Annotated in this window: 22 protein-coding genes, 1 tRNA gene and 1 riboswitch; of the genes, 17 read left to right on the top strand and 6 right to left on the bottom strand. The window is 63.8% G+C overall.

Annotated features, from left to right (window positions below):
- The first annotated feature begins 741 nt into the window (after positions 1 to 741).
- From ACX80C_RS01690 to ACX80C_RS01630, 13 genes are all read left to right on the top strand, one after another.
- Positions 742 to 3,780, top strand: coding sequence for an Rne/Rng family ribonuclease (locus tag ACX80C_RS01690; protein ID WP_459324625.1), 3,039 nt, complete (start codon positions 742 to 744; stop codon positions 3,778 to 3,780).
- Positions 3,781 to 3,883: 103 nt separating this feature from the next.
- Positions 3,884 to 4,001: riboswitch (TPP riboswitch) on the top strand.
- On the top strand, positions 3,993 to 5,552 hold the full coding sequence (locus tag ACX80C_RS01685; protein WP_459324485.1) for a bifunctional hydroxymethylpyrimidine kinase/phosphomethylpyrimidine kinase: 1,560 nt from the start codon (positions 3,993 to 3,995) through the stop codon (positions 5,550 to 5,552). It overlaps the preceding riboswitch by 9 nt.
- Before the next feature lie 153 nt (positions 5,553 to 5,705).
- Positions 5,706 to 6,014, top strand: coding sequence for a 50S ribosomal protein L21 (gene rplU / locus ACX80C_RS01680; protein WP_459324624.1), 309 nt, complete (start codon positions 5,706 to 5,708; stop codon positions 6,012 to 6,014).
- Positions 6,015 to 6,071: 57 nt separating this feature from the next.
- Positions 6,072 to 6,332 carry a 50S ribosomal protein L27 gene (rpmA, locus tag ACX80C_RS01675; RefSeq protein ID WP_026545518.1) on the top strand — a complete coding sequence of 87 codons (261 nt, stop codon included), beginning with the start codon at positions 6,072 to 6,074 and terminating at the stop codon, positions 6,330 to 6,332.
- Positions 6,333 to 6,464: 132 nt separating this feature from the next.
- Complete coding sequence (gene obgE, locus ACX80C_RS01670; protein ID WP_459324484.1) at positions 6,465 to 8,054, top strand: GTPase ObgE; 1,590 nt, start codon at positions 6,465 to 6,467, stop codon at positions 8,052 to 8,054.
- A gap of 53 nt (positions 8,055 to 8,107) precedes the next feature.
- Entirely contained in the window at positions 8,108 to 9,256 is a 1,149-nt protein-coding gene (gene proB, locus ACX80C_RS01665; RefSeq protein ID WP_459324483.1) for a glutamate 5-kinase, read from the top strand.
- Between the two features lie 41 nt (positions 9,257 to 9,297).
- On the top strand, positions 9,298 to 10,635 hold the full coding sequence (locus tag ACX80C_RS01660) for a glutamate-5-semialdehyde dehydrogenase (protein WP_459324482.1): 1,338 nt from the start codon (positions 9,298 to 9,300) through the stop codon (positions 10,633 to 10,635).
- A gap of 127 nt (positions 10,636 to 10,762) precedes the next feature.
- A complete protein-coding gene (locus tag ACX80C_RS01655) occupies positions 10,763 to 10,999 on the top strand; it encodes a hypothetical protein (protein ID WP_459324481.1) in 237 nt (78 codons plus the stop codon).
- A gap of 41 nt (positions 11,000 to 11,040) precedes the next feature.
- Positions 11,041 to 11,700 carry a nicotinate-nucleotide adenylyltransferase gene (nadD, locus tag ACX80C_RS01650; RefSeq protein ID WP_459324623.1) on the top strand — a complete coding sequence of 220 codons (660 nt, stop codon included), beginning with the start codon at positions 11,041 to 11,043 and terminating at the stop codon, positions 11,698 to 11,700.
- Positions 11,701 to 11,949: 249 nt separating this feature from the next.
- Positions 11,950 to 12,903: a hypothetical protein gene (locus ACX80C_RS01645; protein ID WP_459324480.1), complete on the top strand. Its 954-nt coding sequence runs from the start codon at positions 11,950 to 11,952 to the stop codon at positions 12,901 to 12,903.
- An 18-nt stretch (positions 12,904 to 12,921) separates the two neighbouring features.
- A complete protein-coding gene (gene rsfS / locus ACX80C_RS01640) occupies positions 12,922 to 13,314 on the top strand; it encodes a ribosome silencing factor (RefSeq protein ID WP_459324479.1) in 393 nt (130 codons plus the stop codon).
- Entirely contained in the window at positions 13,311 to 14,009 is a 699-nt protein-coding gene (locus ACX80C_RS01635; RefSeq protein ID WP_459324478.1) for a histidine phosphatase family protein, read from the top strand. Before rsfS ends, ACX80C_RS01635 begins: the two co-directional genes overlap by 4 nt.
- Positions 14,010 to 14,104: 95 nt before the next feature.
- Positions 14,105 to 14,180, top strand: a tRNA-Ala gene (locus ACX80C_RS01630).
- A gap of 57 nt (positions 14,181 to 14,237) precedes the next feature.
- Here the strand turns inward: ACX80C_RS01630 and ACX80C_RS01625 are convergent.
- Both ACX80C_RS01625 and ACX80C_RS01620 read right to left on the bottom strand, forming a co-directional pair.
- Positions 14,238 to 16,217, bottom strand: a complete 1,980-nt coding sequence (locus ACX80C_RS01625) for an RICIN domain-containing protein (protein ID WP_459324477.1) — start codon at positions 16,215 to 16,217, stop codon at positions 14,238 to 14,240.
- Between the two features lie 238 nt (positions 16,218 to 16,455).
- Entirely contained in the window at positions 16,456 to 17,121 is a 666-nt protein-coding gene (locus tag ACX80C_RS01620) for a LuxR C-terminal-related transcriptional regulator (protein ID WP_459324476.1), read from the bottom strand.
- A 224-nt stretch (positions 17,122 to 17,345) separates the two neighbouring features.
- On the opposite strand from ACX80C_RS01620, the gene ACX80C_RS01615 reads away from it, so the two are divergent.
- Together ACX80C_RS01615 and ACX80C_RS01610 are read left to right on the top strand one after the other, a co-directional pair.
- Positions 17,346 to 18,560 (top strand): hypothetical protein, encoded by a 1,215-nt coding sequence (locus ACX80C_RS01615; protein WP_459324475.1) that lies wholly within the window; start codon positions 17,346 to 17,348, stop codon positions 18,558 to 18,560.
- A gap of 73 nt (positions 18,561 to 18,633) precedes the next feature.
- Entirely contained in the window at positions 18,634 to 19,356 is a 723-nt protein-coding gene (locus ACX80C_RS01610; RefSeq protein ID WP_459324474.1) for a class F sortase, read from the top strand.
- Between the two features lie 4 nt (positions 19,357 to 19,360).
- On the opposite strand, the gene ACX80C_RS01605 is transcribed toward ACX80C_RS01610, so the two are convergent.
- Positions 19,361 to 20,308 (bottom strand): 5'-3' exonuclease, encoded by a 948-nt coding sequence (locus tag ACX80C_RS01605; RefSeq protein ID WP_459324473.1) that lies wholly within the window; start codon positions 20,306 to 20,308, stop codon positions 19,361 to 19,363.
- 369 nt (positions 20,309 to 20,677) lie between these two features.
- On the opposite strand from ACX80C_RS01605, the gene ACX80C_RS01600 reads away from it, so the two are divergent.
- The gene (locus ACX80C_RS01600; RefSeq protein ID WP_459324472.1) at positions 20,678 to 21,787 is read left to right on the top strand and encodes an App1 family protein; all 1,110 of its coding nucleotides are present in this window, start codon (positions 20,678 to 20,680) and stop codon (positions 21,785 to 21,787) included.
- 8 nt (positions 21,788 to 21,795) lie between these two features.
- Here ACX80C_RS01600 and ACX80C_RS01595 read toward each other — a convergent pair whose 3' ends face one another.
- From ACX80C_RS01595 to ACX80C_RS01585, 3 genes are read right to left on the bottom strand one after another with little or no spacing between them, the layout of a single operon-like run.
- A complete protein-coding gene (locus ACX80C_RS01595) occupies positions 21,796 to 22,692 on the bottom strand; it encodes a DUF817 domain-containing protein (RefSeq protein ID WP_459324471.1) in 897 nt (298 codons plus the stop codon).
- Positions 22,689 to 23,471: an oxygenase MpaB family protein gene (locus tag ACX80C_RS01590; protein WP_459324470.1), complete on the bottom strand. Its 783-nt coding sequence runs from the start codon at positions 23,469 to 23,471 to the stop codon at positions 22,689 to 22,691. Before ACX80C_RS01590 ends, ACX80C_RS01595 begins: the two co-directional genes overlap by 4 nt.
- Positions 23,472 to 23,480: 9 nt before the next feature.
- Positions 23,481 to 24,566 carry an aromatic acid exporter family protein gene (locus tag ACX80C_RS01585; protein WP_459324469.1) on the bottom strand — a complete coding sequence of 362 codons (1,086 nt, stop codon included), beginning with the start codon at positions 24,564 to 24,566 and terminating at the stop codon, positions 23,481 to 23,483.
- A gap of 350 nt (positions 24,567 to 24,916) precedes the next feature.
- On the opposite strand from ACX80C_RS01585, the gene ACX80C_RS01580 reads away from it, so the two are divergent.
- A complete protein-coding gene (locus ACX80C_RS01580) occupies positions 24,917 to 25,861 on the top strand; it encodes a methylenetetrahydrofolate reductase (RefSeq protein ID WP_459324468.1) in 945 nt (314 codons plus the stop codon).

The following is a 25,861-nucleotide window of genomic DNA, read 5'->3' as shown; positions in this document are numbered from 1 at the left end:
GATTGACGGGCGTGTGAGACAATGAACGTGGCTGGTTCGGGAACCACATTCCCGAATCGGTCCAGTGACACAGCTTCCGGTTCTGCCGGCGACGCTCCTGCGGATTTTGGCACTTGTATTGGTGAACGCCGCAGAATCCGCCGGGCAGACCCCGTACTGATTTCAGCGATCGGGCAGGAAAAGCGCCACTGGTCTTCGAGTGATGCCGCGCCCCATGGTTGGCGCGACCTCGAATGACACTATAAGGACTTCCGGTAACGCGAGCACACGGACCGCGTACAGCCGACCAAGCGCCTTGCGGGCGCCGGAATGTGGACGGTGCCCCGCGAGGGTGGAGCACAGCCGAATATGGATACAAACGCATCAGATACCTCAGAGGCAACCGAGGTAGGCAACGAGCAGGCAACCGTCGAGCGCAAGCTGGCGCGAACCCGACGCAAGAAAGCGGATGACTCCGCTGCAGCGAATACGTCGGCATCGCAGACCAAGCCGGAAGCCGAAGCGGAACCTCAGCCGGAAGCCGCAGCGGGTACCTTGCCGGAGCAGGGCAAAGCCGCAGCTTCCTCCCCGCGGCGGCGTACCACCCGCAGCAGGAAAGCCGACGCCCAGACCGAAATTTCACTCCCGGCCGCACCTTCAGGGCAGCCGTCCATCGGGACGGATTCCGTTAATTTCCCGGCCGCTGACGCTCCCGCGACGGAAATTCCTGACACCGGTGTTCCTGCCTCCGAGCACACCGATATGGACGCCTCTGCCGGGCTGGAGAGCGCCGGGACGGTGCCGGAAACGGCGAAACGGAAGCCGGCACGCGCGCGCCGAACGGCCAAGGCCGGATCGGGTTCCAGCGCGGAGGAGGACCCCGGGAAATCGGCAGTCCAACCGCCTGAGACGGCGGGTATGCCGGAAACGCCCCAAAATGAACCGAAGGCACCTGTCCGCCGGCGCCGTGCGGGAACCAAGGCGGGGGCGCCCGCAGCAGGGGATGCGGAGTCCGCTCAGGGCGAGGGCGCCGTGTCCGTGGATGCGGGGTCCAGCGAGGCTGCAACCGACGCCGGATCGTCCGCAGCCGGTGCGGCGAATGGGCAGACACCGGTGCCTGAGCAGACGCCCGGGCAGGCACCAACCGAAGAAGAGGCGCCAGCCAGGACGCCCCGCCGTGCACGTACAACGCGCTCAAGGAGCAAGAAGGCAGCCGAAGACGTGGCCCCGGCGGCCGAAACTTCAACGCCGGCAGGTCCGACCGCCGACCCCCCGGCCGCGGAGGAAGCCCCTGCGGAGGAGGCGGCGTCCGAGTCCGTTGAACCCGTACCGGATGCCGGACTGGACCCGTTCGCGGTGCCGGACTCACTGGGTTCGCTGCTTTTTCACGCGCCGGACCTCAATACGGTCGTGCCCCGAAACACTGCCAAGGACGCGCCCGGCGCTGAGACGGTTACCGACGACGAGGGCGACGACGAGAGCGGACGCGGCCGACGCCGGAACCGCCGGAGCCGGAACCGTGCCGGGGATGGAGTCGCGGGAGATTCCGAGTCGTCATCGCAGGGTCCGGATGAATCCGCTGACTCTCCCGAGGCGGTGACGTCCCGCCGTCGTCGTCGCAGGCGGCGCGGCGAGGAAGATCTTGAGCTCACCGGCGGCCAGGATGACGATCCGCCCAACACCGTGACCCGGGTCAGGGCGCCGCGGCAGAACTCTGACGCGCCGTCGGACCGCGTCACCAGCGTCAAAGGTTCAACGCGCCTGGAAGCCAAGAAGCAGCGCCGCCGTGAATCACGGGATTCGGGCCGGCGCCGCCATGTCATCACCGAGGCGGAGTTCCTCGCCCGCCGAGAGTCGGTCGACCGGCAGATGGTGGTGCGCCAGCGCGACGACAGGATCCAGATTGCCGTCATGGAGGACGGCGTGCTCGCCGAACACTTCGTGTCCAAGACGCAGCAGGACTCCCTGATCGGCAACGTGTACCTCGGCAAAGTCCAGAACGTGCTGCCCAGCATGGAGGCGGCGTTCATCGACATCGGACGCGGGCGCAACGCAGTGCTGTACGCAGGCGAGGTCAACTGGGACGCTGCAGGCCTGGACGGACAGCCACGGCGGATCGAGCTTGCGCTGAAGTCGGGGGACTCGGTGCTCGTTCAGGTCACCAAGGATCCCGTCGGACATAAGGGTGCCCGGCTGACCAGCCAGATCTCATTGCCGGGCCGGTACCTGGTGTATGTACCGGGCGGTTCAATGACGGGTATCTCGCGGAAACTCCCGGATGTCGAGCGCAATCGCCTCAAGCGGATCCTGAAGGACCGGCTCCCGGAGAACGCCGGAGTCATTGTGCGCACCGCCGCCGAAGGGGCCAGCGAAGAGGAACTCACCCACGACATCAACCGGCTCAGGTCCCAGTGGGAGACGATCGAGGGTAAGGCATCGTCAACCAAGACGCTTGCCCCGGAGCTGCTCTATGGGGAACCGGACCTGACAATCAAGGTTGTCCGCGATGTCTTCAACGAGGACTTCTCGAAACTCATTGTTTCCGGCGAGGAAGCATGGGACACCATCGAGGCATACGTCATGTACGTGGCTCCGGATCTGGTTGGCCGACTTGAGAAGTGGACCCAGAACGAGGACATCTTCGCCGCACGCCGGATCGATGAGCAGATCCATAAGGCACTGGAGCGCAAGGTGTTCCTGCCCTCGGGCGGATCGCTGGTCATCGACCGGACAGAGGCTATGACCGTTGTGGATGTGAACACCGGCAAGTTCACCGGCAGCGGCGGCAACCTCGAAGAGACTGTCACCAAGAACAACCTCGAGGCAGCCGAAGAGGTTGTCCGGCAGCTTCGTCTCCGGGACATCGGCGGCATCATCGTCATCGACTTCATCGATATGGTCCTCGAAGCGAACCGCGATCTGGTGCTGCGGCGACTGGTCGAGTGCCTCGGCAGGGACCGCACCAAGCATCAGGTAGCCGAGGTTACCTCGCTCGGGCTCGTACAGATGACGCGTAAGCGGATGGGCACCGGTCTCCTCGAGGTCTTCGGTGAGAACTGTGAGCACTGCGCCGGCCGCGGCGTTGTCACGCACGATGAGCCGGTGGAACACCGCCGTCACGCTGTGTCTTCGGAGAATCACCAGCAGCACCTGCGCCAGGAAAAGATGTCCCGCAGCGAACGGAAGCGGAACCGCGTCAGGAACCAGCCGCAGGAGGAGCAGCCGCAGCCTGCCGAGCCAAAGGCCGACGACGGCGAACGCCAGGCACGTGCAGAAGCCGCACGTGCCGCGCTGGCAAACATTGCTGCTGCTACTCACGCCGCGCACGAACATGAGCACGAGCATGAGGGGCACAACGAACCGGCGGCGGCATCGAGCGCCGTGCTCACGATCAACGGTGAGAAGGTAAGCCTCCCACGGGCGGAATCGGCGCCTGGCTCCACCAGGGAAGAGCCGCGACTGACGCTGGAAAGCCTCACGGAAGCCTTCAACCGGTACCCATCGGCCGAATCCGTGGCTCGGCCGGAGACATCAGCTGAGGCTCCCCGTGGCGAGGACCAGACCGCTGCTCCGGCACAGGAAGAACAGCCCGGTTCCCGCGGGCGCCGCGCCCGGCGCCACCGTTCGGCCAGCAGCGCTCAGGGCTCTGCCTCGGACGCCACGATCGAACGCCGGGCAGGAGAGTCCAACAGTGCAGCGGGCACGCAGTACGTGGCCAAGGTGCAAAGGGACGCACCCAAAGCACCCCCGGCGGAGGAGCCGATGATCCTTGGAGTCGGAGTGCCTGCTTCCGACCTCTAAGTCTCACAGCAGCCGCTACAGGGCGCGCCGTCCCGGAAGGGAAGGCGTGCCCTGCGTCGTCTACAGGCAGGGCGGCGCCCCCTCCAGCCTGCGGTAGGGTAGACGCAGTGACACGCGGTGCCGGCATCTGCCGGCTGAGATGAAACGCGTTGAACCTGATCTAGAGATGGCCGCCGTCCGGTGGTCCTTGGCCTAGCGGAGGGATGTCGCGAATGAGTATTCGCACGCTCGTGCAGCACACAGAAGATTTTCAGTCCACCGTGCCCGGGGTACGGACCGTTCCCCGGGTGCTCAGCATCGCGGGTACCGATCCCACCGGCGGTGCAGGGATCCAGGCGGACCTCAAGAGCATCGGCGCCCACGGCGGGTACGGCATGGCGGCCGTCACTTCCCTCGTGGCGCAGAACACCCGGGGCGTCCGCTGTGTGCACACCCCGCCGTCGTCGTTCCTTCGTGAGCAGCTCACTGCGGTCAGTGACGACGTCGTGATCGATGCCGTCAAAATCGGCATGCTGGGGGACACACAAACCATCCAGACAGTCCGGGAGTGGTTGCCGCGGGCGGGAAGCGCCGTCGTCGTTCTTGACCCAGTCATGGTCGCTACCAGCGGTGACCGGCTGTTGGCCACTGACGCGGAAGACGCGCTGCGGGCGTTGGTGCCGCTTGCTGCGCTGGTAACGCCGAATGTTCCTGAGCTCGCGGTGCTGCTGAGCGAACCGGTCGCGACAACGTGGGAAAACGCACTCGAGCAGGGAAAACGGCTTGCTGCCGCCACGGGCACGGTTGTGCTGGTGAAGGGTGGACACCTTGGGGGTTCGGACTGTCCGGACGCACTGGTAGAGCCCTCGGACGGCCCGCCGCTGGTGACGGAGGTTGGCGGTCCCCGGGTGGCAACGCGGAACACCCACGGCACCGGCTGCTCCCTGTCCGCCGCGCTGGCGACCGTACAGGTTCGTACCCAGGATTGGCACAAGTCGCTTGTCCTGGTGAAGGACTGGCTACGCGGTGCCCTGGAACACGCGGACGAGCTCGAGGTAGGCCAGGGCAACGGGCCGATTCACCACTTCCACGCAATGGGGGCCCCTGAGACAACCGATCCCAGACCCTTCAGTGAGCGGGCCTGGGAGCTCACCGCGCAACACCGCGCGGCCATCGGGACGCTGGGGTTCGTGACATCGCTGGGAGACGGAACGCTGCCTGCGGACCAGTTCGCCTACTACCTCGCGCAGGATGCGCTGTATTTGCGGGACTATTCGCGGGTATTAGCCCGCGCCAGCTCCCTCGCTCCCACCGAGGCCGAGCAACTGTTCTGGGCAAGCGGGGCGAAGAACTGCCTTGAAGTGGAGTCCGAGCTGCACCGGACCTGGCTGGCCGGTAGCGAGACCATGCCCGAACAGGGCCCGGTCACCAAGGCGTATGTAGACCACCTCCTCGCGGCATCCGTCAATGGGAGCTACCCGGTTGTGGTCGCCGCTGTGCTTCCCTGCTACTGGCTGTATGCGCACGTGGGCAATACGCTCCACGCGCAATGGACTGCGGCGGGAGCCGGGCGGGAGCACGCCTACGCAACCTGGATGGAAACCTACGCCGACCCGGCTTTTGCCGAGGCCACATCGCAGGCAATCGCCTACGCGGATGCGGCCTTCGCCGGTGCTTCCGGGCTCGATCGGCGTGCCATGCTGGCCGCTTTCGAAGCCTCCGCCTGGTACGAGCACGAGTTCTTCGACGCGCCGACTCGCCTTGATTTGCGGGAATCCGCGAAATTGCCGTAATCTTGATCTTCGGTGCAGGCGCCCTCGTATGACTATTTCCGGGCGCCAGGACACCGCAAGTGCACAAGCACCTCCGGCTACGCTCATTTTCAGCGTACGGTCCCGGAGACAGTATGCAAACAGTTTTGATCGTCGAGAGAAGTGAGTTCCCAAGTGGTGTACGCGATTGTCCGCGCAGGCGGCCGCCAAGAAAAGGTTTCCGTGGGAGACCTCGTTACCCTTGACCGCGTCCCCGGTGAGGCCGGCACCAGCTTCCAGCTGCCTGCTCTCCTTCTGGTCGACGGCGAAAAGGTAACGTCAGCAGCAAAAGACCTTGCAAAGGTCACTGTTACTGCCGAGATCGTGGAGAATCTCCGCGGTCCCAAGATTGTCATCCAGAAGTTCAAAAACAAGACCGGCTACAAGAAGCGCCAGGGCCACCGTTCAGAACTCACCAAGGTCAAGATCACGGGGATCAAGTAGCCGTTACCGGTTACTCATCCACTGGTTTTCAGTTTTAGTAGAAGGCAGGCATAACAGATGGCACACAAGAAGGGTGCGAGCTCCACTCGCAACGGTCGCGACTCCAACGCCCAGTACCTCGGCGTGAAGCGCTTCGGCGGTCAGGTCGTCAAGGCAGGCGAAATCATCGTCCGCCAGCGCGGAACCCACTTCCACCCCGGCGCCAACGTTGGACGCGGCGGGGATGACACGCTGTTCGCCCTCGAGGCCGGAGCCGTTGAATTCGGTACCCGCCGCGGGCGCCGCGTCGTCAACATCGTGGGTGCGGCAGCGGAGTAGTACCCGCAACCGCACACCGCGCGTGAGCACCAGCTCAGATTTATCGGTGGGGTGAGCCAGCAAGGCTCGCCCCACCTTCTTTTAAGCCGGATAGAATCGGCATCGATGTGACATTTTCAAGAGGAGTACACCGTGGCAAGCTTCGTTGACCGGGTGGTTCTGCATGTCTCCGGCGGTACCGGCGGACATGGCTGCGTCTCGGTCAAGCGGGAGAAATTCAAGCCACTGGGCGGTCCCGACGGCGGTAACGGCGGCGACGGCGGTGGGGTGATCCTCCGCGTGGATCCGCAGACCACCACCCTCCTCGACTATCACCACGCACCGCACCGCCATGCCACCAACGGCGGCAACGGAATGGGCGACTGGCGCGAAGGCCGGAGGGGCGAAACGCTGATCCTTCCCGTGCCGGACGGCACCGTGGTCAAGACGCGCGACGGCGAAGTCCTCGCAGACCTGGTCGGGGCGGGGACCGAATACGTTGCAGCCGCCGGCGGACAGGGGGGTCTCGGGAACTCTTCGCTTTCCTCCCAGAAGCGAAAGGCACCGGGATTCGCACTGCTTGGCATTCCCGGTGATGCACGGGACGTTGTCCTGGAGCTCAAATCCATCGCAGACATCGCCCTCGTTGGATTCCCATCGGCCGGAAAATCGAGCCTGATCGCCGCTATGTCGGCTGCCCGTCCGAAGATCGCCGATTACCCCTTCACCACGCTTCGGCCGAATCTGGGTGTAGTTGAGGCCGGCGAGGTGCGGTTCACCATCGCCGACGTACCCGGCCTGATCGAGGGCGCCAGCGAGGGCAGGGGGCTCGGCCACGACTTCCTCCGGCACGTGGAACGCTGCGCTGCCCTGGTGCACGTCCTCGACTGCGCCACGCTCGAATCGGAGCGGGATCCACTCAGCGACCTGGAGATCATCGAACGCGAACTGGAGCGTTACGCGGTGGACATGAGCTACGCCGGCCCCGGCGGGGAAGTTATCCCGTTGAACGAACGTCCGCGCCTAGTAGCACTGAACAAGGTGGACGTCCCTGACGGGCGCGACATGGCACAGTTTGTTCGCCCGGAACTGGAGTCCCGGGGTTACCGCGTGTTCGAGGTTTCAGCGTCCAGCCATGAGGGACTGCGCCAACTTGGCTTTGCCATGGCTGAGATCGTGCGCGACGCCCGGGAAAAGCTCGAAGCCTTGCCGCCCGTCGTCGTTCCTCCCGTGCTGCGTCCCCGCGCAGTCAACGAAAAGGGTTTCACCATCCGGCGTGAGGAAAAGAACCTGGAACCTCTCTTCCGTGTATTGGGCGAGAAACCTGAGCGTTGGGTGAAGCAGACCGACTTCACAAATGACGAAGCCGTTGGCTATCTTGCCGACCGGCTCGCTAAATTGGGCGTCGAGGAACAGCTCTTCAAGAGCGGAGCCAAGCCGGGGGACACGGTGGTGATCGGCGAGGGTGACGGCGTCGTCTTCGACTGGGAGCCAACCATGATGGGCGGGGCTGAACTCCTGGCTTCACCGCGCGGAACTGACCTCCGTCTCGCGGAGTTCGTGCGTCCAACGCGCGAAGCGAAACGTGATGATTACCAGAGCCGCAAGGACGCGCGCGCAGCGGCCCGCGACGAACTCGAAGCCGAGCGGAAAGCCGGAATCTGGACCGAATCGGTCAACTACAAGCACTCCCGCACCGCCGCAGCATCGGCCGACAAGGACGCTCCTGCCGACGAAGACTGACAGGCGCGCGAATCAGCCGAAACCTGAAAGCAAGAACCCGACAGAAGGAATAGATGACCGCAAAGCGCTCTCTCAAGACCCGATCCGGACTGGCCAAAGCCAAGAGAATTGTTGTCAAAGTAGGTTCGTCCTCCCTCACTTCACTCTCCGGAGGACTCTCCGACGAAGCGCTGTTTGCACTCTCTGATGTGCTTGCCGCGCGCCACAACGAAGGCACGGAAGTCATCCTCGTCTCGTCCGGGGCGATCGCGGCGGGCCTGGCGCCCCTCGGCCTGGCCAGGCGGCCCAACCAGCTCTCGTCCCAGCAGGCCGCGGCAAGCGTTGGCCAGGGGCTCCTGATGGCCCGTTACACCCACGCGTTCGGTGCGCACGGCGTGACCGTGAGCCAGGTGCTTCTGACCCTGGATGACCTGATGCGGCGAAGCCACTATGCGAACGCCCACCGTGCCATGGAGCGGCTGCTGAACTTCGGCGTCGTCCCCATTGTGAACGAAAACGACACCGTCGCCAGTTCGGAGATCCGATTCGGGGACAACGACCGGCTGGCGGCGCTCGTTGCACACCTGGTGAAGGCTGATGCGCTGGTTCTGCTGTCCGACGTCGACTCACTGTATGACGGACCGCCCAAGGAAGGCGCCAAGCGGATCCCGGAAGTCCGTGGTCCCGAAGACCTGGAAGGCGTGAGCATCGGCCGGACGGGTAAAGCCGGCGTCGGTACCGGCGGCATGGTCACGAAGGTCGAGGCGGCGACCATCGCGGCCGCCTCCGGCATTCCGGCCCTGGTGACTTCCGCGGCAAACGCTGGGCCGGCACTGGCAGGGGAAGACGTCGGCACCTGGTTCAGCACAGCCGGTCGCCGTCAGCCGATCCGTCTCCTGTGGCTCGCTCACCTTGCGCGCATCCAGGGGACGCTTACGCTCGACGACGGCGCAGCGAAGGCTGTGGGGGAGCGACGGCGATCGCTACTGCCCGCCGGTATCATCTCGGTCAGAGGTGAATTCGAGGCAGGAGATCCGGTGGAGATGGTGGACCGTAACGGCGCTCCGATCGGGCGCGGACTGGTCAATTACAGTTCCTTCGAACTGCCCCGGATGCTTGGCAGATCCACGCGTGAACTTGCCCGCGAACTGGGTAGGGAATACGAGCGGTCGGTAGTCCACGTGAACGACCTAGTGGTCCTGAACACTGTTGCGCCGTCCTGAGCCCGCTGGGGTTCCGGGGCGCCGCTCGGTAGAATTGCCTGATGACTGACGTGACAACACAGCAGACTGCCCATCCGACCATCACCGACACCGCTTCCTCGAAGCAGCCGGAACCAGCCGGAAACGTTGAGCAGGCAGTGCACGCCGTCGCGGATCGCGCCAGGACTGCGTCACGGCTGATAGCGCGGGCAAACCGTGCCCATAAGGACAAGGCATTGCAGGCAATCGGCGAAGCTTTGGTAGCCCGCCGGGACGTCATTCTCAGGGCAAATGAGTTGGACCTCAAGGCCGGAGAAGCGAATGGCACATCGAAGGCCCTGCTTGACCGGCTAAGCCTCACTGAGGAACGGATCGCGGGCCTCGCCGCTGCCCTGGACAACCTTGCCGGTCTGCCGGATCCCGTGGGAACTGTGGCCCGTGGACAGACGCTGCCGAACGGCGTCCGCCTGCGCCAGGTACACGTACCCCTCGGCGTAGTCGCGGCGATCTATGAGGCGCGTCCAAACGTCACCGTAGATATCGCCGGACTGGCACTGAAGAGCGGCAACGCTGTAATCCTTCGGGGTGGAAGCGCTGCCGCGAATACCAATGCCGCGCTGCTTGGGATCATCCGTGACGCCCTTGACCGCACCGGACTGCCGGCCGACGCCGTGCAGACCGTCGACGAGTACGGGCGGGAGGGAGCAAACGTCCTGATGAAGGCACGCGGCCGGGTGGATGTCCTGATCCCGCGCGGGGGCCACGACCTCATCCAGACCGTGGTCACCAATGCCGCGGTTCCCGTTATCGAAACGGGGGAAGGCAACGTCCACATCTACCTCGATGAAGGCGCTGACGAGGAGATGGCAGTTGAGATCCTCCTCAACGCCAAGACGCAGCGTCCCAGTGTCTGCAATACGGTCGAGACGCTCCTGGTTCATAAGGATGCAAAGGCAGTCCCTGCTGTACTCAAGGCCCTGGCGGAGGCGGGGGTGCGGATTCATGCAGACGCACGGATCCAGGAAGTCCTGCCCGACGGCGTGAGCGCGGAAGAAGCCAACGACGACGACTGGGCGCGTGAGTACATGGACCTGGATATCGCGGTGGCAATGGTCGACTCCGTGGATGGTGCGCTTGAGCACATCAGAACCTGGAGCAGCGGCCACACCGAAGCCATCATCACCAACAACCTGGCCCGCTCGGAACAGTTCATTGCGGGGGTTGATTCAGCTGCGGTCATTGTGAACGCCTCCACACGATTTACCGACGGCGGCGAGTTGGGACTCGGTGCCGAAGTGGGAATCTCCACACAGAAAATGCACGCACGCGGGCCGATGGGCCTACGTGAACTGACCACCACCAAGTGGATCATCCAGGGCGACGGTCACATCCGCCGGTAGCCGCCGGCCTGCCGGGCGGGGCGTTCACGGTTCGAGCGCCGGAAAGTTAGCGCGTACCATAGTAGGGAACCAAGCGCTGGCCCGCGCCCGGTAGGCGGGCCCATCTATCATTCCCAAGGGGAGAAGAATGCTGACCATCCTCAACGTCGCAGTCGTTGCAGGCGAGACCGCTGAACACCACACAGAGCTTCCCATGCCGGCCATCGCGTACGGCGGTCTCATCATGGGTGCGCTTCTACTGCTGATGTTCGCAACCATCGCCTTCACGAGCCTGGGCCATCGTCACGAGGCCGTTGAAGAGCACGCCGACCCGCATCGCCAGCACCCGAACAAGCACGATCACGGCGAAACCTCGCAGCACTGATTTCCTTGACTGTTCCTTCCGAGACCACCGCCGGGCATGGGATCAGCCCGAACGCCCCGGCGCGCGAGGGGTCTTCCCACTGGCGTTTGGGTGTCATGGGTGGAACGTTCGATCCCATACACCACGGACACCTGGTCGCAGCAAGCGAGGTGGCGGCCGCATTCAATCTGGATGAGGTTGTGTTTGTGCCCACAGGGCAGCCCTGGCAGAAGGACGCCAAAGAGGTCAGTCCGGCGGAGCACCGTTATCTCATGACCGTGGTCGCCACGGCATCGAACCCGAGTTTCACGGTGAGCAGGGTGGACATCGATCGTCCGGGGCCAACCTATACGATCGACACCCTCCGGGACCTTCGGGCGACACGTCCGGAAGCGGAGCTTTTCTTCATCACGGGAGCGGACGCTATGGCGCAGATCCTGTCGTGGAAGAACGCCGAGGAGCTGTGGTCCCTGGCCCATTTCGTGGGGGTCACCAGGCCAGGTCACGAGTTGAGCAGTCGAGGCAAGGATGTCAGCCTCATGGAGGTTCCTGCAATGGCGATCTCCTCGACAGACTGCCGCAGGCGGGTCTCCGCGGGCGAGCCGGTGTGGTACTTGGTACCGGATGGCGTGGTCCAGTACATCGCCAAGCACGGGCTGTACCGGAAAGAGGGATCCGTCTCGGAGGATTCGTTCCAAATTGGTAAGTCCCCAACAACATGACAACCATCGGGTGAAGAAGTAATGAGCAATGGTCACGAGGCCGCACGAAGCCGGCGGTCCCTCCGGCAATCGCGCGAGAGGCCTGCCGAGGATCAGTCGCATCCCCAGGAAGCGCGGGGGCCGGAATCGCGTGGTTCTTCCGATTCGGGCAGCGCTTCGGGATCGGTAGGCCCAACAACAGAGCGCCGAAGCCGTCGGGCAGCGAATGCGCCCGTGGACGCGCCGTCACCAACGCAACCGGGGGAACGTGTGTCCCAGGCACGTGCCCGCAACCGTGAAACCCTGCGTAGCTATCGGGCCCTGGCCGACCAGCAGCAGGAGCGGGAGCAGAACGTTCCCACCCGGCGCCAGCTTCGTCTGCAGCAGCAGGCAGCTGCCCGTGCACAAGATCAGCATGCGTCTCCCTCCGAGGCTCCTACCGCCGTAGGTCCGCCGGACACCGATGCGGGTGAACGTGGCGAGATGACGGTCGAACAGGCGCTGGCTGCGCGCCAGGCGATCATCGGGCAGGCCCAGAACCAGGTCGCGATGATGGAAGCGGCGGCGAAGGACGACCCGTTCTCCGTGGATCTCGAGATACTCGCCCAACAGAAGGCGCTGGCCGAACGGGCGGCGATCCTCAACACCCGTGCGCAGAAGATTCAGCAGCTTACGCAGGAGAACCGGCAGCGCAAGCCGGTGCTGAATGACCCCACAACGGCGCACAACCTGTCGATCGTTTCTCCGGTGGAGTTCGCGCGCGGTCCGCTGTCGGAGGATCCGTCCTCGCCGGCACCCTCAACCTCGCACATCCCAGTGGTCACCGGTGCCATGCCGAAGCTTCGCGAAGCGCCCCGCGGAACGGTGGCTCCCGCCGTCATGCCGAAGAATTCCGCCCCGGATGAGCGCGAGGTCCAACCGGTTGTCACCGCCCCGGCCGTGCCCAGCCAGGAGCCGTTGTCGGCTCTCTCTCCCGATTCCGCAGGCCGGTCGCGAGTGCTTGCCCAGGCGGAGGCGATGGTCCGTGAGCAGCGTCGGCCAGGATCCGACGGCGCAACACCCATCCGCGCCCGCAGCGCCTACGGCCTTGAGCCGCTGGATGCAATGACCGCTGGCCTGGCACGTGTGCAACGCATGCGGATAGTGCAGTATTCAGTTGTCGGTTTGGGCGCCTTGGCGCTCATTACCGGAATCATGATGATTGTTGGCGGCTTTGGCGGCTGACCACACTTTAGGAGATCAGTGAGCGCATCGGAAACGTCCATCGCGATTGCCCGCACCGCGGCACGTGCGGCGTCGGAAAAAATCGCCCAGGACATCGTGGCTATGGACGTCAGTGAGCGCCTCGCTATCACAGACGTATTTCTCGTCGCCTCGGCGCCGAGTGAGCGGCAGGTGAACGCCATCGTTGACGGCATCGAGGAGGAACTGGCCAAGCAGGACCTCAAGCCGGTCCGCCGGGAAGGGCGAAGCGAAGGGCGTTGGGTGCTGCTCGACTACGCCGAAGTGGTTATCCATGTGCAGCACCAGGAGGACCGCGTGTTCTACGCGCTTGAGCGGTTGTGGGGCGATTGTCCGGCCGTGGACCTCCAGCTTGACGACGCGGTGCGTACCGGCGCCGGAGAGACTGAGTGAATCCACAGACTGCCGACACGGCAGCCGGGGACTCAAGGCCAACAGCACGGCGAATCATCTTTTGGAGGCACGGACGCACGGAATGGAACGCCCGGCGGTTGTTTCAGGGTCAGGAAGACATCCCGCTCGATGACCTCGGACGCAGGCAAGCGGCTGAGGCTGCCGTTGAGCTGAAGCATTTCTCCCCGTCATTCATCGTTTCCTCGGATCTGAGCCGCGCCTTCGACACCGCGGCTGAGTTGGGCGCTGTCACCGGACTGTCCGTTGAGACTGATGCCAGGTTCAGGGAAACGTATGCTGGCCGGTGGCAGGGGCTTGCGTTCGATGAGATCAGTCGGCGCTTTCCGGAAGAGCAGCACCTCTGGCACGAGGGCGATCCCACAATCGGTGCAGGCGGTGGGGAGAGCCGGGTCGAGGTCGGCACGCGCATGACCGAAGGCGTTAACGACGCCGCGTCCCGCCTCGAATCCGGCCAGACGGCTGTCATTGTGAGCCACGGTGGTGCCATCCGTTCCGGGGTTGCCGCGCTCATGGGCATTGCACCGGAAATCTGGGGCTCGCTCAGCGGGGTGGCAAACTGCCACTGGACTGTACTTGAGGAGCTCAATACCGCGTGCACCGGAGCTCCACGATGGCAGTTGACCGAACACAATGTCGGGTTGGCGTCGATGCCCTCCACACCCCTGGAAGGCTAGAAAAGCGCCGTTTGCCGATTTTGCGGCGGCTCGAAAATTTACTACACTGAACAAGTTGCTTCGGCCGCTCAAGGGACGATGTGAGAACTGATTTTGGGGCTGTGGCGCAGCTGGTAGCGCACCTGCATGGCATGCAGGGGGTCAGGGGTTCGAGTCCCCTCAGCTCCACCATATAAAAGCACCCCGGTTCCAGGAACCGGGGTGCTTTTGTTCGTGCCGGGGGTGGGATCAGGCGGGCACTAGATCCCATCGCTGGTTGGCTCCTGAGCTGCAGGTCCACTGAATGACCTTCGCGCCATCGGCGCTACTGGCACCGGAAACATCGAGACATTTCTGGCTGTGTTGGGCAACAACCTGGTATCCGCCTCCGGTGTCGACCAGTGAGAACTTCTGGTTTGATCCGGAGGAGCACGACCACTGCAGGATATCCGCACTGTTGGTTGTGCTTGCTCCTGAGACATCAACGCACCGGTTGCTGTGCTGCGCTACGAGGTTGAATGCACCGTTGCCTGCGTCGACCAGTTCGAACTCCTGACTGGACACACCGGAGCAGGTGGACTGCTCAACCAGAGCACCGCTGGAGGTGCTGCCGCCAGCCACGGTCATGCATTTGTCACTGTGCTGGGCAACAAGGCTCACAGTGTCCCCGGCCTGCGGACCGTCACCACCGGTGGCTGAAATCGTGTACGCGCCCACACTGCCGTAGCCCGAATAGCCGGTGGTCCGCGGGTCCCCGAAACCGGTGCCCCTGACCCGTGGGTAGTAGGTGCCGGCCGGAAGAGAACGCGTGAGTGTGGCGTCCAAGCCGAAGGAAACGGATCCACTGGACTGTCCCGACGAAGGGTTGGCGGTCTGGAGCAGGGTGCCTGCGCTGTTATACAGTTCCAGTCGCACATCGAGATTCGCACTGACGGGATTTACGTCGACCGATATGGTCAGATCGCCACCATCGTGGGCTACCGAATACGTATCGTTGTCACCTGCATCGTGGATGATGCCTTCAGCGCTGCCCGTCATCGCCGTGGCGGCGCTGATCAGGTTGCCGTGATCGTCGGAGCGAAGAGGGGCGCCGTTACTCGCCATGACCGCGAAATCGTCCTGCGATTCATTGGCATCGGCGTATTCACCCTTGCTCCAGTGAGTGATCGCCTTGTTGTACCCGACGCCCATGATCGGAGCCCAAGCGCCATGTCCGCCGTAGTAGCCTGTCGCTGAGGTCCCATCGTGGTTAAGGCCGAGGTTATGGCCCGCTTCGTGGGAGGCAACCTCGGAGAGGTTCTTCCACCCTGTGCCCACACCGCGCGTGAAGGCCCATGCAGGCTGGTAATACTCGTGACTCGAGCCCGTTGAGTCGAACACTCCCAGGTAGGCGACGCCTCCGCAACTGCAGGTCGACCCACCGTAACTTGTCGGACTCAACACCACTCGGGTGCCATAGATGGAGTCCGTCGAGCTGCTGCGCGTGATAGCGGACTGTTCCGGTTCCTTCGTGGTGACATTGATGTTCAGGGCGGCGTAATCCTCCGCCACGACCTCCCACACTTTGACTATCGTTTCGCGCTCGGAGGTGCTGAAGGAACTTGGGCTCCCGTCAGTGTCATAGGCGTCTGCGAAGTAAGGATTGCCGTTGTTATAGCTGTTGTTGAATGCTGTTCCCGTAACCTGATGTCCGTTGAAGTCGAGGTAGATCGTTCGCTGTGCGCCCGGAAGGCTGCTCAGATTGAATGCGTCAGCGGGTGCTGCGCTGAGTGCTGCGACTGAAGCATCGTCGACGTCGTGCCTATGCTTGTTCCCATGCTCGTGGCCGTGATCCGAGCCTGCCTGGTCTTGCTGATCTTTCGGTATGGCAGGTTCGACGTAGAGCGCCTGTCCGCTCTGGTCGAGCCACAGGGTTTCATCGGACTCTGCCAAGCTGCGCAGCTGGGCGACGGACTGCCCATTCAGCTTCGCCACTTCAGGCAATGACAACGCCAGCTTATCCAGGGCCTGAGCGGCAGGTTGCGGCCGCTCTAGGAAGCGCTTCTTGCCGGGCGGTAGATGAGGACTGGGGTCCGCGTTAGGAGTCGTGGTGTTTGGTGCAATCAGGTCGGTAGTGCCGGAATTCTTCAGGTCGTCCGTCTGATTGACGGCGAGGGCCGGACTGTTCATTGTAACGGCGCCCACCAGCAAGGCGCCCGCCGTTGCCAGCGGTAGAAATCGAGACCGCATGTGTTCTCCTTTGAAAATGCGAGTGATGAGTGAACCGGCAACTCCCCAACGACCAGAACATCGCCGAACCGGTTGACACATAAAAGACCGGAATCCGAATACTTGTCAATGGTGAGCGCGAAAGCGCTGAATTAATCATTCACAATCACTGCTGGCTCTGGACAGGGCAGAGACGGGCTTCTATTGTGCGATGCTGCGGGACCAATCCACTTAGCTCGTACCCTCGAAAAGGTCCGTGCTAGAGGCCGGCCTGGACAGCGGCGACGGCGAGCTGCACACGGTTCTCGACGCCGAGTTGATGAATCACACGGGTGAGCCGGGCCTTGATGGCGGTCTCGCTCAGATGCACCTCGCGTGAGATCTGGGCGTTGGTCCGGCCCTTTGCGAGCGCCCGCACGATTCGTTGGTCCCTGGTATTGAGCAGCTGTAACCGGGCAAGCACGGCGGAATCGGCCCCGCTGGTGGATTCTGCGGCCTTCCGGCGGGGGAAGACTCCCGCGACGAAGCCCCCACGGTGGGCGATACGCAACGCAGCCGCAATGTCCTCAAGAGTGAAGTCCCGGACCAGGAAGCTGCATGCGCCTGCCAGGAGCGCGGCTTCCATCTGGTCGACCGTTCGGTCCGAGCGCGGCGCCAACACGACAACCTTGACCGACGGGGCGACCCGCCGAACTTCCGGAATCGCCTCAAGAGCCCCATGGTCGGTGATTTGCGAGTCAAGAAGAAGGATGTCCGGGCTTTCCTCGCGCGCGCTGACCACGGCGTCGCGGCCGCGGCTGCTATAGCCGGTCAGCTCGACGAAGGTGGATGTGCTGAGCAGTTGAACCAGCCCGAGCCCGCTCAGGTAGTCCCCGCCAGCAACATGGACAGTCAATTGGCTCGCGTCCGAGCTATTGAGATTCACGTCTACGTGCCCCCATATGCCTCATTGGTCACCCCCCAGTGACTTTCAGCCAATCTACAGGACTTTCTAAGCATGCTTCGTAACGAAAGGATCACCATTCACGGGCCTATCGGGCCTTCCATGAGTCCGATCGGCTGTGTGACATGGGCTAGAGGAGGCGCAACACACTAGGGAATTGCGCACCCCCTGGGGGACCAGGGTCTTTTTATGAGGTGGAGTTGGACATGAATAGTCGCAAAAAATTGCTCGCTGTCGGTGCCACGGCCGCGCTTACCTCGGGGAGCTTCTTCCTGGCCGCTGCTCCGGCGCAGGCGGACATCGATTCCCCCGAATGCCTGTCAGCGCAGGCACAGTTCGAGGCCGCGCTTGCCGACGCTGACCTGAGCGCCGAAGTTGTCGCACAGTTGGGGATAGCACTTCAGGCGGTTCTGGATGCACAGGCAGTGCTGGATGGACTTGAGCTGGAAGTGGCCCTGGCTGTGGAAGCTGCGCAGGCCGAGCTTGACGCCGCTTTGCAGCTTCTCGCGGACGCACAGCTGACCGTCGATGGCCTTCAGGCGGACGTCGAGGTAATCCTTGACGGATTGCTGGCGGAGCTCTTGGTTGATCTCGGCGACGCGGAGTCCGACGAGGCACTGGCAGCAGGGGTTGTTGCTGGATTGCAGGCCCAAATCGACGCGCTCCTTCCGGGGAGCCCGCTTCTGCCGGCCCTGGAGGCCCAACTCGACGTTGCGCTGGACGTGCTTGCCGATGCGGAGGCTGTCGTCGCCGGTCTTGAAGCTGACATTTCGCTCCTGCAAAGCGGCGACCTGGATGCGATCCTTGCTGCAGACCTGGGCGCACTGTTGACGGCTGATGAGCTGCAGGCGCTGGTTGATCTCGATGCCGCCTTGGACGTTTTGGCCCAGCTCGAGCTCGACATCCTGGATCTCCAGGCTGCTTTGGACGCCGCACTGAACCTCAACCTCGACGAGATCCTCGCAGCCCAGCTGGACCTGGACATCGCCCTGGGCCTGCTCGATGATCTCCGGATCATCGTCGGGGACATCGACGTTGACGACGCCGAACTCGAAGCACTCTTCGCGGCGGCGATCGCTGCGTGCAGCGGAGCGGACGCCGGCATCGACATCGACATCATTGTCGACGTCAACGTGGACGGCTCCGATGTCAACGTTGACGGGTCGGATGACGACGACGACCACGACGGGGATGGGGCCGGTGGCGGAGGGTCCTCCTACAATGACGACGATGACAAAGTCACCGCTGCGGGTGGAACCTACCGGTCAAGCAACCGCGGGATGAATATCCAGACAGCGGCCGCGTCTACGACAGCTGAGCCTGCCAACCTCGCAGGGCTTGCCGGCATAGCAGGAGTCGGGGTACTGCTGAGCGCGGCGGCTCTCCGGATGCATTCCCGGAAGTCCTCCAACCAGGCATAGCGGTCAGGGTGCGGACGCAGTAGCCCTGCGTCCGCACCTTAGCTTTTGCGGATTGACAAGCGAAGAGGCACGCATGGATCAGGAAGCCACCACAGTAAGTAGAATCTCCGCCCGGAAGGGCGCGTGGGTGATTGTCGTCGTCGTCGCTTTTCTGGTGGCGGCGCTCAGCCTTTCGGTGCTGTTCCTCGGGCTGCCATCAGAACGCGCTGCGGACGCACTGTCGCCAGATGATCCAACCGGGGTCGTCTCACTTGAGGCGAGTGAGGAACCTGGCGAACCTGGCCTTGCGGCGCAGGCTCCCGCGCCATCAGCGACACCGACTGGCGTACCCTCCGAACAGCCGGAAGCAGAGGCGCAGGCGGGCGCACCGACCTGGTTGACCTACCCGGCAGCAGGAATCGATATGGCCATCACGCCCCTGACGCCATCACCGGCCGAGGTCGAGAGCCAGTCGCTTGTCCCTCCGCTCACCAAGGACCTCTATTGGCTCACACCGTTTGGTGCGCCGGGGGAGGGTTCGGATGACACTACGTACCTCACGGGGCACAGTTGGAACGATCAGGCTGCGCCGATGAACAGCTTGAGCACGCAGGCGGCCGTCGGCGACACCATCACTGTGCGCACTGAGGCCGGGACGGTCGAATACACGGTGGATTCGGTCACCACCCATGACAAGGACACGCTGCGCAGCAGCGATATCTGGGCGATTTCACCGCACCGGCTGGTCCTGATCAGCTGCTATACCGAGGATCTTTGGGGCAGGAATGTCGTTGTCACAGCGATGCCGAGCCAATAATCGCTCAGGTGGAGGGCGCTACCAACGGATCATTCCTGTAGGCCTTGAGGACGCGGTCAGCCGCGCCGCCGAGGTTCCATTCGACGGCTAGCCGCTTCAGCTCGCCGTAAGCGGAGGCATCAAGGGGGTGGATACGGGACTCAAGGGCCCCAAGGTCCAGGTCCCTTACGACCCCGACGACGACGGGGGCCACAGTGAGGTAGTCCGCCGCAGCCCTGAGCTTCTGTCGGATCGACGCGGACATGGTCGCGGACTCATCAACACTTGCCTCGATGATCCCGTCCAGGTCCACGAACTCCTTCAGCAGGCCCGCTGCAGTCTTCTCACCAATCCCGGAGACCCCCGGCAGCCCGTCGGACGTATCACCCCGCAGTGCAGCGAAATCCGCATACTGTCCGGGCAGAACACCGTACTTCCCTACGACCGTCACATCCGTCACGGACTCAAGCTTGCTCATCCCGCGTGCCGTATAGAGCACCCGCACGCCACTGTCGTCATCGACCAGTTGGAAGAGGTCCCTGTCTCCGGTGACTATGTCAACCGGGATGTCCGACTGGCTCGCGAGGCTGCCGATGACGTCGTCGGCTTCGTGGTCGGCAGCGCCGATCACCGGGATCCCGAGGGCGGCCAGCACTTCCCGGATCAGTGGGAGTTGACTGATCAGCCCGGGCGGGGTCTCCTCCACGTCGACGCCGCCTTTCACGACCTTCGCGACACGGTGCTCCTTGTAAGTGGGAATCAAGTCGACGCGCCACCCCGGCCGCCAATTGTTGTCCCAGCACGCCACCAGGTGAGTTGGTTCGTAGTCGGTGACGAGCCGGGCGATCATGTCGAGCAGGCCGCGCGCAGCATTCACGGGCGTACCGTCCGGCGCCTTCAGGCTGTCCGGCAACCCGTAGAAGGCACGGAAATAGAGGGAGGGAGTATCCAGAAGCATCAGTCGGTCGGCCACACCTTAGATACTGCCACGACAGGCGGCAAGGCATGGCCGGCAATTTATCCACTCGATTGAAGAAAACCCTTGAAGGTTCGAGCATTTCGGTACAAACTAGTGAGCGGGCAACTTACTCGCAAGCGAAGGTTGGGGAAATCATGAGTGGAATGATGCGGTGCCGCCACTGCCAGCGGACCTGGGTTGTGGAGAGCAAAACCGCTGAAACGGTAACCTCGCAAAACCACGCCTTCCTGAATCCCGGCCACAAGACTGTGACCGTCTGGAAACCGTCCGCGGAGCCTGCCGGCGCTTACGCCTGATGGCCCTCCCAAGCAATCGGGAAGCTCATGTGCCCGTGTCGATACCCGGCCGTGAAAGACTATTTGCATGGCAACCGAAAGCTCATCCGCCCCGTCTCCCAAGGAAGGTGTGCGGGAACGCACCCACCTCGGCCTGCTGATCGGCGATACCTGGCATTCAATCCAAACCCGGATTGCGGAGCAGCGCGGACGCGTCGAAACGATCATCCCCTACACCGGCTACGGAACCACCACCTGGATCCGGGTCCTCGGCCGGGTGGTGTTGTCCAACCCACGCGATTTGAAGCCGATAGCGGGCAAGGAAATGATGAAGCCGCTGAAGGAAGGGCTGCGGGGCTGGCGGAACTTCACCAGTGCTCCGGTCCGCTATGCGGAGGTGACGCTGGAGTTCAACGGCTCCAGCGCCGTCGTGCATGCTGATCGCGGCGGGGTGATCGATGTCCACATTGAAGCCGACCTGGAACCCGGGTGGCACAACGTACGCCTGCGGTCCGGCGACTCCGTGGTGGCGGACGCACCGGTGCGCGTCGTTGAGGACGATGTGAGGTTCGGTGTTGTGTCAGACATCGATGACACAGTCATGGTCACTGCGCTCCCGCGGCCGTTCCTCGCCGCCTGGAACACCTTCGTTCTCGACGAGCATGCCCGCACCCCCACTCCAGGCATGTCGGTCCTGATGGAGCGAATCGTCCGGAAGAATCCCGACGCGCCGGTCCTGTATCTGTCCACCGGCGCCTGGAATGTAGCTCCTGCGCTGACCCGCTTCCTGTCCCGGAACCTGTATCCGGCCGGACCGAAACTGCTGACGGACTGGGGGCCCACCCGTGACCGCTGGTTCCGTAGCGGCCAGGAGCACAAACGCTCGTCGCTGGAGCGCCTGGCGAAGGAGTTTCCCGACGTCAAGTGGCTTCTGATCGGCGACGACGGCCAGCACGACGAGGCGATCTACGCCGAATTCGCGCGCAACCACCCGGACAATGTCGCGGCGATCGCCATCCGCCAGCTTTCCGCCGGTGAGGCGGTTCTCGCCGGTGGACGGTCGAAGTCACACCCGACGGGGTCCACGCCCGGGGTCCCATGGATCTACGCGCGGGACGGCGCCGGCATGTCGGAGCAGCTGAGCGCACTGGGCATCGTGGAGGACGTTGTGCGCATTGACCCCGAAGACGAAGCCTAGGGCAGGGCTCACGGCGACCGTACGACGCCGTCACGCGCGTTCGCTGCCTTCGCGGGGGCATCGGGCGGCAGGGGTTTGTAAACCCAGGCCACGAGTACCACGGAAATGATCATGAGCAGGAACCAGGAAACAAGCTTGTCCGGTGAGACGGGATGCCAGCCGTCCGCCTGATCCGGGTACAGCCAGGCACCGGACAACGTTCCGATGTTCTCTGCCAGCCAGATGAAGGCGGCAACAAGCAGGAAGGCCAGGATCAGCGGCATTCGATAGTGCCTGCGGAACACGCGGAAGTGCATGATGCACGGACCGTAGATGACCAACACCGCGGTGAGCAGGACCCAACGGGCGTCGAAGATGAAGTGGTGGGTGAAGAAGTTCGTATAGATCCCGCCCGCGACGATCGCAGTGATCCAGCGGCGCGGATACCGGGTGAACTTCAGGTCGAACAGCCGGTATACGCGCACCATATAGGAACCTACTGCCGCGTACATGAAACCGCTGAACAGGGGCACGGCTCCCAGTCGCAGAACGCCGTCCGCCTCGTAGGACCAGGAGCCCACGTCTGTCTTGAAGAGTTCCATGACGGTCCCGACAAGGTGGAACAGGATGATGACGCGGAGTTCGCGGGCCGTCTCCAGCCTGGCGGTGATCATCAGTATCTGGATGATGATCGCGGCGATGGTCAGGAAGTCGTTTCGGGCGAGCACAGCGTCCGCGGGATACCAGAGCCGCGCACCCACAATAAGCACGAGGAGGGCGGCTCCGAAGATGCAGGCCCAACCCTGCTTGAGTCCAAAGACAACGAACTCCGCGAGCCTGGCACGGCCACCGTTGGCCGGAGCCCGGTCCAGGAAACCGTGCGCCCAGTCATCGATCCGCTGCTCCAGGGTGGTGAACTTCTTCACGCCGTCGCCTTGGGGTCCAGCCGGCGGAGGCAGTAGTTCCTGAAACCGTGCCGCATCCGCTCCGGCAGCCGCGGGTAGACGACGGCCGTCATCCGCATCAGAAGATCGAAGCACCGGTCATGACGGCTACTCCATTCGAACCGGAACTCCTCCCGTACGCCAGGAGGCAGCAGGCCGGCAGTGAGGAAACGGGCCAACGGCATGCACAAGCGCAACCAGCGCGGTCCGCTCACGGGATGAAGCAGGTCCTGCGCCAGTTTCCGCGCGGACGGGTCCACGCTCAACCCGGTCAGCCCCGCCCTGAAGTAGTCCTCGAAAGCGGATCGGTTCGGTGGCCACAGGTCCGCAGGCAATTGCAGCGCCGTGCCAATGGCCGCGTAATCGGAATAGACAAGGTCGGCAGCATCCTCATCGAGCGGGCCGTACACCCGTTCATGCACGGTGACAGCAGTGTCATACAGCGTGGCAACCACCCAGAGCTGCAGGTCCGGGTCGTAGGCACTGTAGCCGGGAGTGCCGCCGATTGCTGCTGTGCGCACCGGAGCATGCGCCCGATTGACCCGTCTCCGGACTTCAGCCCGCTGGGCTTCGGTCCCGTACACGATGGCGTACACGTACGTCATCGTGCCGCGGAGGCGGTCCAGTGGGCGGGCGGCGAAGTCGCTGTGAGCTGCAATGCCGCGGCCGATGGGCGGGTTCGCCAACTGCAGCAGGATTGCGCGGCCAGCACCGGCGAGCAGCACCCCCTCTGCGCCGATATCCGCGAGTCCCCGAACCATTCCTTCACCCTACTGGTTGGACTTGGACGCGCTGTGAGCGGCTTCGCCGGCCCTGCCCGATTCGGCCCGCGCCGTGAGGAGGATGCGGCGCAGGCTCATCCCCAGGCTGGCTGTCGCCTGCACGCGGCTGTGGGCGCCGGCCTCGGTGTCAATGTTGCGCATCAATTCCTCGAGCGTCGTCTCGGCGTCCGTCATCGCCTGCCCCTCCGGGTCCCAGTCTTCGATGGCCTCGGCAGTGCGGCTCATCGCATCCCCAAGCGGCTTGACCAGGGCAGGTGCAAGGGGAGTGACCTCGGGGCTACGCCAGATCGCCCCAGCCAATACCTCAGTCATGTCCTGCAGGTGGAAAGCGATTCGTTCCATCGCCTGAAGCGAGTGATAGTCGGCGTTGAGGTCGCGGTCGTGGCGCCGTCGTCGTACGTTGCCGCGACTGCTCGAGTCCGCAAGCTGTACGGCGGAGCGCACCTGCTGCCCAAGCTCCGTCAGCCGGCTCTGGCGCTGTGCCCACTCCTCGTGTTCGGGTGGCCAGGCCTCGTCCAGTGCTGCCGCCATGTCGGACAGCTGGCGCGCAAGTGTGCCGCGGAAGTTCTCCAGGCCACGAATGGCGCCATTGAGGTGCAGGGGTGGGAAGACGAGCATGTTGACCGCAAGGCCCACAACCACGCCCACCAGCATCTGGATGAGGTACCCGAAGGAGTATGCCTCGGGGTCGTCGCCGCCGAGGAGCAGGACAAAGAGGGAGGCGATGGGGATCCAGTCCCTGCCGGCACCGAGTTTCGGTAGTCCGGCCGCAAGCACACCCACACCGACGACGACGGCGACGCTCAACACGGATACGCTCCAGAGGAGAATCACCGGGATCGCCAGGGCGAATCCCACGGCGAGCCCGAGCAGGGTTTGCATGCCCTGACGGGCTGAACCGGCCACGGTCGGATACATGCAGGCCACTGCTCCCAGCGGCGCGTAGTACGGGTACTGTGCAGCGACGCCCGGAACATGCAGGGCGATCCACCAGGCGATCGCCGCCGCAAGCGCCGTTTTTACTGCCAGCAGCAGACGTTCGTGTGTGATGAGATGCTGTGCACGGGTGCGCACGGTAGAACTCCTAAGCATGCTTGGCATTCGCCCAGTATGACAACCGAAAATGAGAGTTCCGTGTGTTCTCGTTCGTTGGCATCGGAATTGTTGCGGACGGGCGCAACAATTCTTGATGGGCCGCGCGGCAGTGCCGTAACGTGAACGCCAAGTTACTTCCGTAACGGGTCAGCGACTCCCCTTCAGGGGAGTGTGGGTGCCCCCATGTGGGCCTGACATTTGTTTCGCAGGAGTTCCCTGGCGTGTTACGCGCTGATCAGGGCTATTTCTGCGTCCCCTTTCCTTATTACATACCGGTGTAGCCGCGCTCGAAGCGGTGCGCACGGATGTCCTAACGACCGAGGATACGAATGTCCCCACCGTCCAAATCCGCCCATTCCGTCGGCCCCCCATCGCTCGAGCCGTACCATGCGCTGTCCTACGAGCTGTGGCCGCCGCGCACCCCCAACGCCTCAGAGACGCTCTGGCGTACCATCCGGGAGCTCGAGCAGACCAGCCCCGATTACGTGTCAGTCACCTACGGTGCATCCGGCTCCAACCGGGATACCGCCTTCGAACTCCTCGGCCGCCTGCTGGGGGAAACCTCGCTCCGTCCGCTTGCGCACCTGACGTGCGTGGGCCACTCCCGGGAAAACCTGGAAAACCTGGTGGACGAACTTATCACCCGGGGCATACGGGGGATCCTCGCGCTGCGAGGCGATGCCCCGAAAGACAAGACCCTCCCGCCGGGCGATCTCTCCTATGCCAGCGACCTTGTGCGGTTGGTGCGCGAAACCGAACGCAAACGTACAGCGCACCTGTGCGCGGGCCGTCTCGCCGTCGGGGTCGCCGCCTATGCCACGAAGCATCCAGAGTCGCCGAGCTTTGATCACGACGTCGAAGCCCTCCTTGCCAAGCAGGCCGCCGGCGCTGACTTCGCCATCACCCAGCTGTTCTTCTTCCCCGACCAGTTCCGGCGCCTGATCTCCGCAGCGAGGCGCGCCGGCGTTGAAATCCCCATCATCCCGGGCCTCATGCCGCCCACCAGCGTCCGTCGCCTGGACCGCGCAAGCGAGCTGGCCGGTCTCGAGATGGACTACAGGCTCCGGGACCGCCTCGCAACTGCCGACAGCGACGCCGCCCGCCGCCGCATCGGCGTGCAGGCCACGGTGGACCTCGCCAACGCAGCGCTCGAAGCCGGTGCCCCCGGCATCCACCTCTACACCTTCAACGAGCACGCGGCTGCCCTCGACGTGCTCGAACACCTTGACCTGCGCCGGCCATCCGTCCCGGGCGGGCTGGGCCGCACCGCTTGA

This window comes from Arthrobacter tecti (genome assembly GCF_054511355.1).
Note: the sequence above shows the minus strand (reverse complement) of the source record. Positions and strands in the feature narration are given on the sequence as shown.

Bases quoted from the DNA above. Each gene is read 5' to 3' on its own strand.
- ACX80C_RS01690 (WP_459324625.1), top strand. From the start codon at position 742: ATGGACGCCTCTGCCGGGCTGGAGAGCGCCGGGACGGTGCCGGAAACG.
- ACX80C_RS01685 (WP_459324485.1), top strand. From the start codon at position 3,993: ATGAGTATTCGCACGCTCGTGCAGCACACAGAAGATTTTCAGTCCACC.
- rpmA (WP_026545518.1), top strand. From the start codon at position 6,072: ATGGCACACAAGAAGGGTGCGAGCTCCACTCGCAACGGTCGCGACTCC.
- proB (WP_459324483.1), top strand. From the start codon at position 8,108: ATGACCGCAAAGCGCTCTCTCAAGACCCGATCCGGACTGGCCAAAGCC.
- ACX80C_RS01660 (WP_459324482.1), top strand. From the start codon at position 9,298: ATGACTGACGTGACAACACAGCAGACTGCCCATCCGACCATCACCGAC.
- ACX80C_RS01655 (WP_459324481.1), top strand. From the start codon at position 10,763: ATGCTGACCATCCTCAACGTCGCAGTCGTTGCAGGCGAGACCGCTGAA.
- ACX80C_RS01625 (WP_459324477.1), bottom strand. From the start codon at position 16,217: ATGCGGTCTCGATTTCTACCGCTGGCAACGGCGGGCGCCTTGCTGGTG.
- ACX80C_RS01615 (WP_459324475.1), top strand. From the start codon at position 17,346: ATGAATAGTCGCAAAAAATTGCTCGCTGTCGGTGCCACGGCCGCGCTT.
- ACX80C_RS01610 (WP_459324474.1), top strand. From the start codon at position 18,634: ATGGATCAGGAAGCCACCACAGTAAGTAGAATCTCCGCCCGGAAGGGC.
- ACX80C_RS01600 (WP_459324472.1), top strand. From the start codon at position 20,678: ATGGCAACCGAAAGCTCATCCGCCCCGTCTCCCAAGGAAGGTGTGCGG.
- ACX80C_RS01590 (WP_459324470.1), bottom strand. From the start codon at position 23,471: ATGGTTCGGGGACTCGCGGATATCGGCGCAGAGGGGGTGCTGCTCGCC.
- ACX80C_RS01580 (WP_459324468.1), top strand. From the start codon at position 24,917: ATGTCCCCACCGTCCAAATCCGCCCATTCCGTCGGCCCCCCATCGCTC.